General features: G+C 69.6%; 14 protein-coding genes. 4 read left to right on the top strand and 10 right to left on the bottom strand.

What is annotated here, in order from left to right; genetic code table 11:
- Positions 1–21: 21 nt before the first annotated feature.
- Complete coding sequence (locus tag ACTJKH_RS00795) at positions 22–735, bottom strand: SDR family oxidoreductase (RefSeq protein WP_440735401.1); 714 nt, start codon at positions 733–735, stop codon at positions 22–24.
- A gap of 120 nt (positions 736–855) precedes the next feature.
- Here ACTJKH_RS00795 and ACTJKH_RS00790 point away from each other — a divergent pair, with 120 nt between their 5' ends.
- Positions 856–1458 (top strand): TetR/AcrR family transcriptional regulator, encoded by a 603-nt coding sequence (locus tag ACTJKH_RS00790; protein ID WP_440735400.1) that lies wholly within the window; start codon positions 856–858, stop codon positions 1456–1458.
- A gap of 9 nt (positions 1459–1467) precedes the next feature.
- On the opposite strand, the gene ACTJKH_RS00785 is transcribed toward ACTJKH_RS00790, so the two are convergent.
- The 5 genes from ACTJKH_RS00785 to ACTJKH_RS00765 all read right to left on the bottom strand — a co-directional run bounded on the left by ACTJKH_RS00785 (position 1468) and on the right by ACTJKH_RS00765 (position 7434).
- Positions 1468–2883: a DUF6716 putative glycosyltransferase gene (locus ACTJKH_RS00785; RefSeq protein ID WP_440735399.1), complete on the bottom strand. Its 1416-nt coding sequence runs from the start codon at positions 2881–2883 to the stop codon at positions 1468–1470.
- 55 nt (positions 2884–2938) lie between these two features.
- Positions 2939–3811: an N-acetylneuraminate synthase family protein gene (locus ACTJKH_RS00780; RefSeq protein WP_210098786.1), complete on the bottom strand. Its 873-nt coding sequence runs from the start codon at positions 3809–3811 to the stop codon at positions 2939–2941.
- 85 nt (positions 3812–3896) lie between these two features.
- Positions 3897–5087, bottom strand: coding sequence for a cytidylyltransferase domain-containing protein (locus ACTJKH_RS00775; protein ID WP_440735398.1), 1191 nt, complete (start codon positions 5085–5087; stop codon positions 3897–3899).
- A gap of 11 nt (positions 5088–5098) precedes the next feature.
- Positions 5099–6457 (bottom strand): polysialyltransferase family glycosyltransferase, encoded by a 1359-nt coding sequence (locus ACTJKH_RS00770; RefSeq protein ID WP_440735397.1) that lies wholly within the window; start codon positions 6455–6457, stop codon positions 5099–5101.
- Entirely contained in the window at positions 6454–7434 is a 981-nt protein-coding gene (locus ACTJKH_RS00765; protein WP_440735396.1) for a glycosyltransferase family 2 protein, read from the bottom strand. Before ACTJKH_RS00765 ends, ACTJKH_RS00770 begins: the two co-directional genes overlap by 4 nt.
- A gap of 152 nt (positions 7435–7586) precedes the next feature.
- On the opposite strand from ACTJKH_RS00765, the gene ACTJKH_RS00760 reads away from it, so the two are divergent.
- Both ACTJKH_RS00760 and ACTJKH_RS00755 read left to right on the top strand, forming a co-directional pair.
- Positions 7587–8480 (top strand): hypothetical protein, encoded by an 894-nt coding sequence (locus ACTJKH_RS00760; protein ID WP_440735395.1) that lies wholly within the window; start codon positions 7587–7589, stop codon positions 8478–8480.
- A 37-nt stretch (positions 8481–8517) separates the two neighbouring features.
- Complete coding sequence (locus ACTJKH_RS00755) at positions 8518–8862, top strand: DUF4229 domain-containing protein (protein ID WP_440735394.1); 345 nt, start codon at positions 8518–8520, stop codon at positions 8860–8862.
- 1 nt (position 8863) lies between these two features.
- Here the strand turns inward: ACTJKH_RS00755 and ACTJKH_RS00750 are convergent, their stop codons facing one another.
- The 4 genes from ACTJKH_RS00750 to ACTJKH_RS00735 all read right to left on the bottom strand — a co-directional run bounded on the left by ACTJKH_RS00750 (position 8864) and on the right by ACTJKH_RS00735 (position 11427).
- Positions 8864–9841 carry a 1,4-dihydroxy-2-naphthoate polyprenyltransferase gene (locus tag ACTJKH_RS00750; protein WP_440735393.1) on the bottom strand — a complete coding sequence of 326 codons (978 nt, stop codon included), beginning with the start codon at positions 9839–9841 and terminating at the stop codon, positions 8864–8866.
- A 48-nt stretch (positions 9842–9889) separates the two neighbouring features.
- Positions 9890–10537, bottom strand: coding sequence for a dihydrofolate reductase family protein (locus ACTJKH_RS00745; protein WP_259162549.1), 648 nt, complete (start codon positions 10535–10537; stop codon positions 9890–9892).
- A gap of 33 nt (positions 10538–10570) precedes the next feature.
- Positions 10571–10861 carry a DUF4287 domain-containing protein gene (locus tag ACTJKH_RS00740; protein ID WP_440735392.1) on the bottom strand — a complete coding sequence of 97 codons (291 nt, stop codon included), beginning with the start codon at positions 10859–10861 and terminating at the stop codon, positions 10571–10573.
- 95 nt (positions 10862–10956) lie between these two features.
- On the bottom strand, positions 10957–11427 hold the full coding sequence (locus tag ACTJKH_RS00735) for an Lrp/AsnC family transcriptional regulator (protein WP_440735391.1): 471 nt from the start codon (positions 11425–11427) through the stop codon (positions 10957–10959).
- A 72-nt stretch (positions 11428–11499) separates the two neighbouring features.
- Between ACTJKH_RS00735 and ACTJKH_RS00730 the strand changes: the two genes are divergently transcribed.
- Positions 11500–12939, top strand: a complete 1440-nt coding sequence (locus ACTJKH_RS00730; RefSeq protein ID WP_440735390.1) for a DUF6421 family protein — start codon at positions 11500–11502, stop codon at positions 12937–12939.
- Positions 12940–13038 lie beyond the last annotated feature (99 nt).

Genomic DNA, 13038 nt, shown 5'->3' with positions numbered 1-13038 from the left:
CGTGGCTTCTCAGGGAAGATGTCAGACGGCCGAAGCGCGCAGCTGCGGGTAGACCGCGTCGAGCGGCGCACTGAGACCGGCCTTGAGCTGCACCGAGATCTCGTCCGCGAGCACCTCGTACTCGCCCCGTTCGGTCGCATCGAGGATCGCCCGCACGAGGTCGGCCGGGTCGGTCTTGGGGTCGGACACATGCTCGGCCATCGCCGTGTCGACGTAGCCGACGTGCACGCCGACGACGTGCACTCCCTCGGGCGCCAGCTCGAGACGCAGCGAGTTGGTCGCCGACCACAGGGCCGCCTTCGTGGCGCTGTAGATGCCACCCACCGCGAACCATGCGAGAGCCGAGTGGATGTCGATGACCGTGGCTCCGTCGCGACCCGACAGCAGCGGGGCATATGCACGCGTCAGGAAGAGCGGGCCGAGGAAGTTCGTCTCGACGTTGCGCCGGATCTCGTCGTCCGTGTGCGTGAGGATCCCCGCCGTCGGCACGGACGCGCCGGCGTTGTTGATCAGCACGGTCACGTCGGATGCCACCTCCACGGCGTCGCGGATGGACTGCGCATCGGTGACGTCGAGGGTCAGAGGGACGACCCGGGCGTCATTCCACTCGCGCGGCGTGCGTGCACTGGCGTAGACCTTCGCAGCCCCGCGCTCGAGCGCCTGGTGCACGAACTGGGTGCCGATGCCTCCGTTCGCACCGGTGACGAGGACGACAGCTCCGTTGAGTGAAGGCATGGACCGCTCTTTCTTCTCTGCGACTTCTTCTTGCGACAATGAGGTGTGATCGCTGAGCAGATGCACAAGCGACTTCACTCATAACCGACTGTACTCAGTTTCTATTCCGAGGGGACGCGAATGTCGAGCCAGGCCACACCTCTCGGGCGACGCGAGCGGAACAAGCAGCAGAAGCTCGAGCGGATCACGTCCGCCGCCGCCGAGCTCTTCGCCGCCCACGGCATCGACGACGTCACGACGCAGCAGATCGCCGAGAAGGCGGATGTCGGCACCGGCACGCTCTTCCTCTACGCCAAGACGAAGGGCGAGCTTCTCCTGCTCGTGCAGAACGTGCACTACGCCGAGGCGCTGGAGGCCGGACGCACGGCGGCCGAGGCGACGACCGACACACTCGACGCGGCGATGGCCCTCCTGCGTCCGATCATCGAGTGCAACCGCGTGCAGGTCGAGAACGGCCGCACGTACCTCCGTGAGATGGTGTTCGGCAACCCCGCAGATGCGCATCATGCCGAGGCGCTGAGGATCGTCGGCGAGACCGAGGCGGCGCTGACCGATGTTCTGAACCGCGATCCGCGGATCGACGAGCACCGTGCCGCGACATTCGCCCGCATCGTCTCGGCGGCGATGTTCGTCACCATGGCGGCGAGCGTGAACGCCGAGGCGAGCATCGACGAGATCGCCGCAGACGTCAGGTCGCAGATCGCCGCGCTGCTCGACCGATGACCCCGGCGCTCACCGCCTGATCGAATCGTGGAACGGGTTCGGCTCGAGCGTGACGTCGGTCGACGCATCCGCCCAGGTGCCGCCGTCGCCCGAGGCCCGTCCCCGACGCAGAGCCCCGAGCACCTTCGTCGCGGGCGCACCGATCGCGAGTGCGGCCGCACCGCTGAGGGTGCGGTCCGCGGTGCCGAGTACGCTCGCGCGGTGCCACGCCTCGTGCAGGGCGCCACCCCGTGCCGCGGGCACCGGTCTCGCCGGCAGAGCACCGGCCCTGCGCAGCGCGACGAGCTGCTCGACGTGCTCCCACCAGGTCGATTCGGCCGAGGAGTGGAAGTAGTTGTCACGCAGCCAAGCGGGCAGCGGATGCCGGAAGCGCCCCGCCACGACCTCGCTGCGCCCGCCGAGCAGACCGCTGCCGACGAACACCGTGTTCAGCAGGCTCTTGCTCACTCCGAACGAGTCGAGTGCGATCACCGGAACGCCGAGCGCCACGGCCTCGACGGCCGCGGTCGAGCTCACCGTGACGAGCCCGGCCGCCGTCGACAGCGCCTGCGCCATCGATCCGTAGGACACGACGAGGTTGTCGGGCAGCCGAGCGGGCAGGAGGTCTAGATAGGGGTCGCGCTCGAGGTGGGTCTCGGACTCCCCCGGTCGCGAACGCAGCTTCACGACGACACGACGGTTCGGATCCGCCTCGGCCGCCCGCACGAGGGTCGCCGCGATCTCCGCGCGCTCGTCGCGGCCGACCGGCACCAGCGCCTGCGCGGCGAACACGATGTCCGTCGCCGGCATCCGCACCGGACGCATCTCCGCCTGCGGCACCTGTTCCGGCGACCGGGGTCGCTCGGCCACGAGAGTGCCGGTCACGCCTGCGGACTCCGACGTCAGCACGCGCGCGCGATCGTGCGCGAGCATCCGCGAACGCGACCGTGCGAACGGCAGAGTCGCGAGCGCTGTCGGCACCTGCACTCCGATCAGGCGTCCGAGCTCGGCGAACGCCCGCTCCTCCCGATGCGAATGCACGACGAGCAGGTCGGCGTGCCGGCGGTAGTCGAGGGCGCCGCGCTGCGCGGGGATCGCCATGCCGGGGAGCCCCGCGACGACGACCGGGCGACGCGACAGCCCGTCGATGATCCGGCCCAGGAGGCGCACGAAGGGACCACGCCCGGCGAGCAGGACGACGTCGGGGCGCTGACCTTCGAGCCACCCCGCAGCCTGCGCGAAGGCCACCCTGGTGATGTTCTCGGGCAGCATCCCCGTTCCGCTCAGTGCCGTGCGCTGCTGCTCGACGCTCGCCGTCAACAGCGTCTGCACCAGCAGCAGGTGCGGGCGGATGCCGGGCACGCTGCCGAGCAGCGACGCCGACCACTTCACGAACGAGTCGGCGTCGGCGATGGCGACGACCCGCAGCCCATCCGAACTGCTCATCCGCGTTCCGCTCATGCCCGTCCCACTCCCGCCTGATCTGCCCGCGCCGTTCCGGTCACGCCGGAACGCGTCGCAGCTTCGCCATCGGTGCGCGCTCGCTGTCGAACACGCGCTTGACGCCGTCGCCGAGGGCCGTCTCGATCACGCGGATGTCGCGCACGAGGTGCTCGAGGCCGGTCGGCTCGAGCGAGGCCGCGTGGTCGGAGCCCCACATGGTGCGGTCGAGGGTGATGTGGCGCTCGACCGCGACGGCGCCGATCGCGACGGCCGCGAGCGAGATCTGCAGGCCGCGCTCGTGGCCCGAGTATCCGACCGGCACGCCGGGGTAGCGGTCGCGCAGCGTGGCGATCGCCCGGAGGTTCGCCTCCTCGGGCTCGAGCGGATACGTCGACGTGGCGTGCATGAGCACGACGCGGTCGGTGCCGAGCGTCGAGAGCGCGCGGTCGATCTGCTCGATCGTCGACATCCCGGTCGAGAGGATGACGGGCTTGCCGGTCTCGCGCAGCGCGACGAGCAACTCGGTGTCGGTGAGGCTGGCCGAGGCGACCTTGTGCGCCACGACGTTGAGGTCCTCGAGGAACTCGACGCTGGGCACGTCCCACGGCGAGGCGAACCAGTCGAGGCCGAGCATCGTGGCGTGGTCGCCGATCGCGACGTACTCGTCGCGACCGAACTCGACGCGGCGACGGTAGTCGAGGTAGCTCATGGTGCCCCACGGCGTCTCACGCGGAACGTCGCGCATGTGCTCGGGGGTGGAGATCTCGGGCGTGCGCTTCTGGAACTTCACGGCGTCGGCACCCGCCTTGGCCGCGACGTCGATCAGACGCTTGGCGATGTCGACGTCACCGTTGTGGTTGAGGCCGATCTCCGCGATGAGGTAGGCGGGGTGACCGCCGCCGATCACGCGTGAGCCGATGCTGACAGTCATGGTTCCTCCGGTCGTCGAAATGGCCTTCTCCCCTGAGTACGCGCCGGGGGTGAACGCCGTGCGACAGGAGGGTTACCGGAGTCGGTCAGGCGGGCAACACCCGTTCGATCAGCTCGCGCACGGCACCGTGGCCGCCCGTTCGGCCGAGGACGACGCGGGCCGCTTCGAGGACGAGTGGATGCGCGTTCGCGACCGCGATGGGCCACCCGACGATGCGCAGCGCGGGCAGATCGTTCACGTCGTTGCCGAGGTAGGCGATCTCGGCGAGAGGGATGCCCTTCTCCTGCGCCCACCCGCGCAGCGCCGACTCCTTGTCGTCGATGCCGTGCAGCACCGGGACGCGCAGCTTGTCGGCCCGCGCCCGCACGACGGGGTTCACCTCGGTCGAGAGGATGAGCATCGGGATGCCGGCACGTCGGAGCAGCGACACCCCCATGCCGTCCTCGCGGCTGACGCGCACGCGTTCGACGCCGTCGGCGTCGACACTCGCGGTGTCGTCGGTGTGCACGCCGTCGAAGTCGGTCACGATCGCCCGCACGGGAATCCGCTCGGGAGTCTCGTGCAGCGCGGCGAGCGCGCGCGCGATCCTCAGCTGCTGCTCGTCGTCGATCTCGATGGCCGTCCACTCGGGCACCTCGGCGATGCGGATGCGTCCGAAGAAGCGGTGCATCGCCTGACGGAAGCCGTCGGCCCGGAACACGTAGAACGCCCCGGTCTCGAGGAAGTGCGGTTCGCGGTCCTGGCGCCGCGGCCGGTGGGTGGCGTCGTGGTTGACCGCGACGGCCGCCCCGGCATCCGCCTGATCCGGATGCTCGCGCGCCCACAGGAATCCGTAGGTCTCGTGCGCCGAGAACACACTGTCGGCGGTCCCCGAGCGCACCTCGCGCACAGCCTTCGCGAGCGCATCGCTGGGGATGAACGGCGAGGTGGCCTGCAGGAAGGCCACCACGTCGACCCGGTCACCGGACCTGTCGAGTTCATCGAGCGCATGCAGGATCGCGCTCTCGGATGACGCGCTGTCGCCGGAGATCTCGGCGGGACGCCGGACGACCCGCGCGCCGGCCGCACTGCTCACCGCGGCGATCTCGTCGTCGTCCGTCGAGACCACCACGAGGTCGACCCCCTCGGCTGCCACCGCGCTGCGCACCGCCCGTTCGATCAACGGCACCCCGCCGACCCTGCGCACGTTCTTGCGGGGCACACCCTTCGACCCACCCCGCGCCGGGATGATCGCGACCACCCTGAGGGCGTCACCCTCGCGACTCTCATCCGTCATCGTCGTCTCCTTCATCGTCCCCGCAATGCGCGCCACGCGCGCCCGATCCGTCGACGCGCGCCCAGCGCCGTCAGCCGCACCTGTTCCACTCGACCGATCCCGCCGGCCGGACGCAGCGCACGGCGCACCGCCGTCTCGGGTGGCGCCCCCGGCAGCCGCAGCTCGGCCAGCCGCTCCGGCGCGAAGTAGCGGTCGCGATCGGAGGGGCGGATGCTCGTCAGCAGCTCGACCGCGCGCCGCCGCAGGTGTGCCGCGACGACCGGCTGCATGGCGTAGCCGACCGCGTCGACCAGCAGCTGCATCCGCTCGGGCTCCCGATAGGGGGAGCCCGGCCGTGTGAGCACGTCGACGATGGTCGCGGGCACCCGGTTGCTGTTCTCGTACGGGGTCAGTCGAGAGAGCACGGTGTCGGCACCGACTGCCTCGATGTCCCTGCCGAAGAGGGCGCGCACGGTCGGCAACGCGGTCGAGAACCCGGCGATGACGGCGTGTGCGTCGATCCGCTCGGCCAGCGTCTCTGCGGCGAGCGCGCCGCGGTACTCGTGGAAGACGGCATCGTGCGCCCCCGCCCGATCACGCAGCGCGTCGCTCAGCCGGGGCGGCGCGGCAGGATGCGGCTTGAAGACGATGTGCCGAGGGTGAAGGCTCGCGGCCCGGTCGATCATCTGCGTCTGGAGAGCCACCTCCTCGCTCTCTGTCACGAGGCCGAGCGCCGAGAGGTACTGGCCCAGCACGAGCACCGTCGGCTCCCCCGTGATGACGCTCTCGAGCTCCGCCGTGTCATCCACCCCCGCGGCCGTCTCGGCGAGCACCGTGCGGAACAGCGCGGGAGAGACGGGCACCGCCGTCGCGGTGGGCGCGCCGACCAGCGGGGTCACGCCCGGCACCACGTCGGCGTGCACGACCCGCCCGATCCGCGCGGTCACCGTGTGGGGCAGGCGCACCCGCATGGGCGAGTACGTCATCAGCCCGTCACCGATGATCGTGAGGCGCGCGTGCGGGAACAGCATCATGAGAGTGCGAGCGGGAGCGACCTGCGGGCTCTGCACCAGCACCTCGAGGTCGTCGCCGTCGAGACCCCAGGCACGCGTGAACAGTCTGCGCAGCAGTGGCAGATCGGCGGCATCCGGCTTCCACGAGCTCGGATGCAGCGGCCCGAGCAGCGCGTCGAGGTCCTCCACCCGGTCGAAGCGGTCCCGAAGGGTCGCGAGCGCGGGGTCGGCGAGGATCCCGACCGACGTCTCGGGGATCCTCGACGACACGAACGGCACGAGGATGCGCTCACCGTGGTCTCCGAGGAGCCCGTCGTCGAGTGCGGCCGCGGCGGTGGCGAGGCCGTAGGCGCTGTGCAGCGCGAAGAGCTGGGTCATGCCGCCCGCCCGACCGTGCGCAGCAACGGGGCGAGCACGCGGCGCCGCGGGCCGTCGAGCCTGGCCAGCACGGCCGACGACTCGGCCTCGGGCAGCCGGGCGAGAAGCCCGCGGATGCCGGCGCGCATCTCCGCACGAAGCGACGGCGTCATCCGTCGCGCGCGCACGAGGTGACGCGAGCTGAGCGCCAGCACGGTCCACACGGCCTTCGGGAGAAAGCGGTCCGCCTCGGCATCCTCCGCCGCGATGTCGAGGACCTCGTCCATCGCACGCACGAAGTCGAGCTGGCGCCGATCGCGCACCTGCGTGAGCGAGGTCGACACCCCTCGGCGATAGAGCAGGGCTGGGGCATCGACCACCGCGAACGAACGGGCCTGCAGATGCAGCCGCCAGATCCAAGGGCGATCCTCGGCGGTGAAGAGCCCGGGGGTGAACGCGGCCAGCCCGTCGTCGATCAGCCGGCGGTGCAGCACGCCCGCCCAGGCGAAGGGGTAGTCGACCATGGTCGGCTCGTTCTCGGGAAGGATCGCCTCGCGGGGTGACCCCACTCGCTCACGCCACGGGTACGGCGCTGGCACAAGCGTGCGCACGCCGGCCTTCACGGTCACGTGATCGGTGCGGAGGAAGTCGGCGTCCAGCTCGCGCAGGCGTCGCGTGAGCACCGCCAGCCGCTGCGGCTGCATCCAGTCATCGCCGTCGAGGAAGCAGACGGCGTCGCCCTCGACGTGCGCGAGCCCTTGATTGCGGGCACTCGCGAGCCCCCGGGGCTGCGGATTCTCGATGACCGTCGAATGCGGGAAGCGCTCGGCGTAGTGACGCATCAGCGTGCCCGTGTCATCGCGGGATCCGTCGTCGATCGCGACGAGCTTGAGCGAGGCCGGATCGTCGAACTGGCGGGTCAGCGTCTCGAGCGTCGTGCCGATGTACAGGCCCGCGTCCTTGGCGGGCACGATGACGGTGACGAGCGGTGTGCGCACGGAACTCCCCGGGTCGACGGTCTCGGCATGCTCTCAGGCGTTCGTTGCCGTTCGGGGACGTGAGGGTGAACGGGCGGTGACGCTGCCCGGTGCGTCTGCGCAGCGCGCGCGCCGGATTCGCACCGAGGTCGGCGATCGGCGACGATGGGACCATGCTCTGGCCGTTCGGAACGACATGGCGCCCGGTGCGGCAGAAGCGCCGCGGCACGGTCGACCTGCGCTGGCTCAGCGCCCGCACGTGGACGCGCCGCTGGTATCCGCAGGGCATCGATCTCGGACTGTGGCACGGCCGACGCACCCTCGCGGTGAGCTGGTTCCGTCAGCGGCTCGACGGGCACCACCTCGCATCGCGTGTCGCGTTCGTCGATCTCGACCGCTCGCGCCACCTCGACGTGCTGCTCGCGGTCGAGGAGGACGGCGAGCTGCAGCCCGCGCGCATCCACGCCGGTGGCCTGGCCTGGTTCGACGATCGTCTGTTCGTCGCAGCGACCGGCAAGGGCATCTGGGAGTTCGACCTCGCCGGCATCCGCCGCGTCCGCGGTGCCGAGGCGCGACGCCTCGCCGGCGCCGACGGTCGCGGCCTGCGCGCGACCTCTCTCGTCGCGGTGCGCACGCGCGTGCATCCGATCGACATCCGGTGCTCGTATCTCGGTCGCGTGTTCGACGACGACGGCACACCCCTGCGTCGGGTGCTGATCGGCGAGTATCTGAAGGACGACACGGGTCGCATCGCGGAGTTCTCGATCCCGGAGTCGGACGACGACGCGTTCCGCGAAGAGAGCCGCTTCTCCCCCGGCATCCGTCGCATGCAGGGCGCGGTGCGCTGGGGCGACCGGCACTTCATCAGTCAGTCCGATCGCATGCACCCCGGAGTCCTGTGGACGGGGACCCGCGACGCACTGGTGCGCGACCGGGTGCCGCTCCCGGTCGGATGCGAGGACCTGGCGCTCGACCTCGACGCGAAGCTGCTCTGGTCGCTCGGGGAGCATCCGTGGAAGCGCGTGGTGCGCGGAATTCCGTTCGCATCGCTCGGGGTCGACGGCTGACAGCGGACGCCTCAGGTCGCGAACGTAGACTGTCCGGGTGAAGAACCGCGCACCTTTCCTCGTCTACACCGTGCTCCGACTGCTGGCTTTCCTCGTGCCGCTCGCGATCCTGTGGTTCTTCTTCCCGATCTTCCGCGAGTTCTGGTGGCTTGCCGCGATCTTCGCCGCCCTCATCGGCGTCAGCATCTCGATGCTGTTCCTGCGCGCGCCGCTGACCGACGCGTCCGCGCGGCTCGTCGAGCGCCGGGGCGGACGCAGCGAGGCCGAGCAGGCCGATGCGGATGCCGAAGACGAGGCGATCGACGACGCCACCGCGGCCGACACAACCCTCTCCGCCGACACAGCCCTCCCCGCCGACACAGCCCCCCGCCGCGAGGACTGACTCAGAAGGCGAGCGCCCAGAAGAACGCGCCCGAGTACAGCAGTGCTGTCAGCGAGGTCAGCGCGAGGGCGATGACCAGCTCCTTCGCCTGGCGGTAGGTCCAGACGATCAGGATCGCCGGGAGCCCCCCGAGCAGCGCCAACAGGCCGATCCAGGCGATCGGGTACAGCAGAGCGATGAAGGCCAGGATGCCGAACGGCACCAGCACGAACAGGGTGAACAGCACCTGCGTCGCGCGCTTGCCGATCAGCACCGTGAGTGTGCGCTTGCCGACCACGCGATCCTGATCGATGTCGCGCAGGTTGTTGGCCAGAAGCACGGCGCAGGCGAACAGACCCGCGGCGACGGCTCCGAGCCAGGCCTGCTGCGGCAGCACGAACACCTGCACCCAGGTGGTGCCGAGGGTCGCGACGAGTCCGAAGAAGATGAAGACGAAGACCTCGCCGAGAGCGTTGTAGCCGTAGGGCCTCTTGCCCCCGGTATAGAACCAGGCGGCGATGATGCAGGCCGCGCCGATCGCCAGCATCCACCACTGCTCCGTGCGGATGACGATCGCGACGCCGACCGCGGCGGCGAGTGCGAAGAACACGAGCGCCGCGATGAGCACGGTGCGGGGCTTCACGCGGCCGGATGCCGTGAGACGGGCGGGGCCGACACGCACGGCGTCGGTGCCGCGGATGCCGTCGCTGTAGTCGTTCGCGAAGTTCACGCCGATCTGCAGCAGCACAGCGACCGCGAGGCAGGCGAGGGCGATGACCCAGTGGAACTCGGGCCCGGTGCTGCGCGCGGCGCCGGTGCCGATCACGACCGGCGCGACCGCGAGTGGCAGGGTGCGCAGGCGTGCCGCGCCGATCCAGTCGCCGACCGTGACCGGACCCGCCTCGATGACGGGTCGCTGGGCCGGGTTGCCGCTCGCCCGCTTCGCGGGATTGCCGCTCACGCGGGTCGGATTCTTCTTGCGCTTCGAGGATGCTGCCACGCAGGGAATCCTACTGGGGCACCCGATGAGCGCCGTGGCGAGGGGACCTCAGTCGCGGGTGAAGGTCAGGTGCGTGACGCCGGACTCGGCGACCTCGGACGCGACGTCGTAGCCGTTCTCGATGCCTCGCAGGCCGTCCCAGATGCGCTCTCCGCTGCCGAGCACGAGCGGAGCGACCGCGAGGTGCACCCGGTCGACCAGTCCTGCGCGGAGGAACTGCCGCACGACGTCGATGCCCCCGCCGATGCGCACGTCTCCGCTGCCCGCCGCCTCGATCGCACGCGGCAGGATCTCTTCGGGCGCCGCATCGACGAAGTGGAAGACCGTGCCGTTCGCGAACTCGATCGAGTCGCGGGCCGTATGCGTGAGCACGAAGACAGGGACGTGGAAGGGGGGCTCGTCACCCCACCAGCCACGCCACTCAGGGTCGTCCGGATTCTGGTGCAGACCGAACATGCCCGCGCCCATGATCTCGGCGCCGATGCCTTCGAAGTAGGCGTGGGCGTACTTCTCGTCGACCCCCGTCGTGCCGGCGCCGGAGTCGTCGCCGAGCACGCGGGTGCGGAACGTGCGCGTGGCCGCATAGGCCGCGACCAGACGCGGCCAGTCGTCACCGAACGGCTTCTCGGGTGTCTGATCGGTGGTGGTCGCGAATCCGTCGAGGGACACGTTGAGATCGACGCGGACGGCCATGATGCTCTCTCTTCTGCAGGTGTCGGCTGGTGCGGGTCAGGCGTTCGGGTTGCTGTCCTTGCCGTCGAGCCAGAGCGTGTCGGATGCATCGCCGTGGGCCCCGCCCTTGCCGACGTGCTTGTCGCTGATCTTCGGTCCCTTGAGGATCACGTGCACCATGGCCTGGGCATGGCCGTGACCGAGGCTGTACTCCTCTTTGAGCCAGTTGAGCACCACGGTCGACTTCGTGCTCTCGTCGAAACCCTGCTCCTTGGCGAGCTCGACGAACTGCCGCGGGGTGAGGCCGGTCTGGGTCTCGACCTTGTCGAGGTATGCCTGGAAGGACATGGGTGCTCCTGGGAGTCTGCGCGGGCTGTGGGATCCTCTGCGGTGAGAGATCTGTCACAGTATGGCCCGTGCGACGCCGATGTTCCAGAGTGCGATCAGGCCTCGACGGATGTCTCCGGGGCGACGGCGATGATCGGCCGGTGCTCGTAGTAGGTCTGCAGCACGACCGTGGTGCGGGTGCTCACGTTCGCGGCCAGGCGGATGTCGCGGACGAGCTCTTCGAGCGCACGGGGCGAGGCCACCCGCACGAACAGCATGTAGCTCGCGTCCCCGGCGATCGAGTGGCACGCCTCGATCGCGTCGAGGTGTTCGAGAAGCTCCGGCGCATTGTCGGGCTGGGCGGGGTCGAGAGGGGTGATCTCGATGAACGCCGACAGCGGTGTGCCGACGAGTTCGGGATCGAGGATCGCTCGGTATCCGGTGATGACTCCGCGGGTCTCGAGGCGACGGAGTCGCGACTGCACGGCCGACACCGACAGGCCCACGGCATCCGACAGCTGGGACAGTGTGGCCCTTCCTTCGCGAGAGATCGCGGCCAGGATCGCGCGGTCGACAGAATCATCCATGGATGTAAGATTATCGTCAGGATTCCGTATATGCCGGAATCTTTCCGTCAAACTCTCCGATCGGAGGTCCCGATGTCCATCATTTCCGCCCACAGCACCGCTGTTCAGGCCATCGTCGGCGAACCCGAGGTCGTCGAGGACGCATCGATCGCCGAGCAGAGCACCGCCTGGGCGCAGCTGAAGGATGCGGCGATCGCGATCCGCGAGATGCAGATCAAGGATGGCTCGATCCCGGATGCCGCGCACCACGCCGCCGCCCGCGACCTCGTCGCCGCGATCACCTCCGGCATCCGCGCTCTCGCCCCTGCCTTCCCACACGACGCCGACTACCTCGCCGCCTCCGTGGTCGACTTCGACCGCTGGGTCGCCGAGGGCTTCGGCGTGCCGGACTTCCTCGATTCGCTCATGGCCTTCCAGCCGCAGCAGCACCGCGTCGACGGCATCCGTCACCTGGTCGTCTTCCCGATGTACACGCAGAACGGCTCGAGCGACCGCCTCGTCGAGGCCCTGATCGTCGAGACGATCTGGCCGGAGTTCATCGCCGCCCTCGAGGCCGGCGACTACGGCAACAAGCTGTTCGTCTCGCTGCGCCTGGTCGATTTCACGCCCGGGTACGACACGAACTCGGCCGTGCTGTTCCCCGAGACGGTCGCGATGCGTGAGATCCCGTCGTTCACGTGGGGTGCGATCTTCCAGGACCGCGAGGCTGCTCGCTATCGTCGGGTCACCCGCGCGGCGGCCGAGATCACCAACCTCGAGCTGCCGGAACGCGCTGCCGCGATGCTCGACGACCAGCAGATGGCCGAGAAGACGTTCGTGATGTGGGACATCATCCACGACCGCACCCACATGCGCGGCGACCTTCCGTTCGACCCGTTCATGATCAAGCAGCGGATGCCGTTCTTCCTCTACTCGCTCGAGGAGATGCGCTGCGACATGACGGCGTTCCGCGAGTCGGTGAACATCGAGCGCACTCTCGCCGCCCGTATCGCCGCGGGTGAGGAGCTCACCGAGACCGAGCAGGAGATGCACGACTACGCGCACCTCGTGCAGTACGCGGTGATCTTCGATCGGATCTTCCGCTTCTCGATCACCGGCACTCGCACGCGCAACTACGACGCCGTCGGCGGACAGCTGCTGTTCGCCTGGCTGCACCAGCGTGGAGTGCTGCACTGGACCGACACCGCCCTCGCATTCGACTGGGACAACGTGCCGGACGCCGTCGTGGCTCTGGGCGACGCGATCGACGACCTGTACTGGCACTCGATCGACCGCCCGAAGGTCGCCCACTGGCTCGCCGCGTACGAGCTCGTGCGCGGAACGCTCACGCCGCACCCGGCATCGCAGTGGGCCCGCGGCCTGCCCGACGAGATCCTCGCCGGCGCGCCCAAGGGGTACACGGATGCCGTGATGGATGACGAGTTCCCGCTGTCGATGTTCTTCGAGACCCTCGACAAGAAGATGAAGACGGTCATCGAGTCGACCGTCGGCATCCGGGGCACCGACGACTGACTCGAATCGCGCATTTCTGGGGTTCGGTCGCGTGGGGCGACCGGGCGCAGCGTCTGCGGCCATTCCTGCCCGGGGTGGCCGCAGACCTGTTTCTTCACG

Origin of the sequence: Microbacterium sp. 22215 (assembly GCF_052045655.1) — a bacterium.
GTDB lineage: Bacteria > Actinomycetota > Actinomycetes > Actinomycetales > Microbacteriaceae > Microbacterium > Microbacterium phyllosphaerae.
Note: the sequence above shows the minus strand (reverse complement) of the source record. Positions and strands in the feature narration are given on the sequence as shown.

Coding starts and splice junctions, on each gene's coding strand:
- ACTJKH_RS00795 (WP_440735401.1), bottom strand. CDS start 735: ATGCCTTCACTCAACGGAGCTGTCGTCCTCGTCACCGGTGCGAACGGA.
- ACTJKH_RS00790 (WP_440735400.1), top strand. CDS start 856: ATGTCGAGCCAGGCCACACCTCTCGGGCGACGCGAGCGGAACAAGCAG.
- ACTJKH_RS00785 (WP_440735399.1), bottom strand. CDS start 2,883: ATGAGCAGTTCGGATGGGCTGCGGGTCGTCGCCATCGCCGACGCCGAC.
- ACTJKH_RS00780 (WP_210098786.1), bottom strand. CDS start 3,811: ATGACTGTCAGCATCGGCTCACGCGTGATCGGCGGCGGTCACCCCGCC.
- ACTJKH_RS00775 (WP_440735398.1), bottom strand. CDS start 5,087: ATGACGGATGAGAGTCGCGAGGGTGACGCCCTCAGGGTGGTCGCGATC.
- ACTJKH_RS00770 (WP_440735397.1), bottom strand. CDS start 6,457: ATGACCCAGCTCTTCGCGCTGCACAGCGCCTACGGCCTCGCCACCGCC.
- ACTJKH_RS00760 (WP_440735395.1), top strand. CDS start 7,587: ATGCTCTGGCCGTTCGGAACGACATGGCGCCCGGTGCGGCAGAAGCGC.
- ACTJKH_RS00740 (WP_440735392.1), bottom strand. CDS start 10,861: ATGTCCTTCCAGGCATACCTCGACAAGGTCGAGACCCAGACCGGCCTC.
- ACTJKH_RS00735 (WP_440735391.1), bottom strand. CDS start 11,427: ATGGATGATTCTGTCGACCGCGCGATCCTGGCCGCGATCTCTCGCGAA.
- ACTJKH_RS00730 (WP_440735390.1), top strand. CDS start 11,500: ATGTCCATCATTTCCGCCCACAGCACCGCTGTTCAGGCCATCGTCGGC.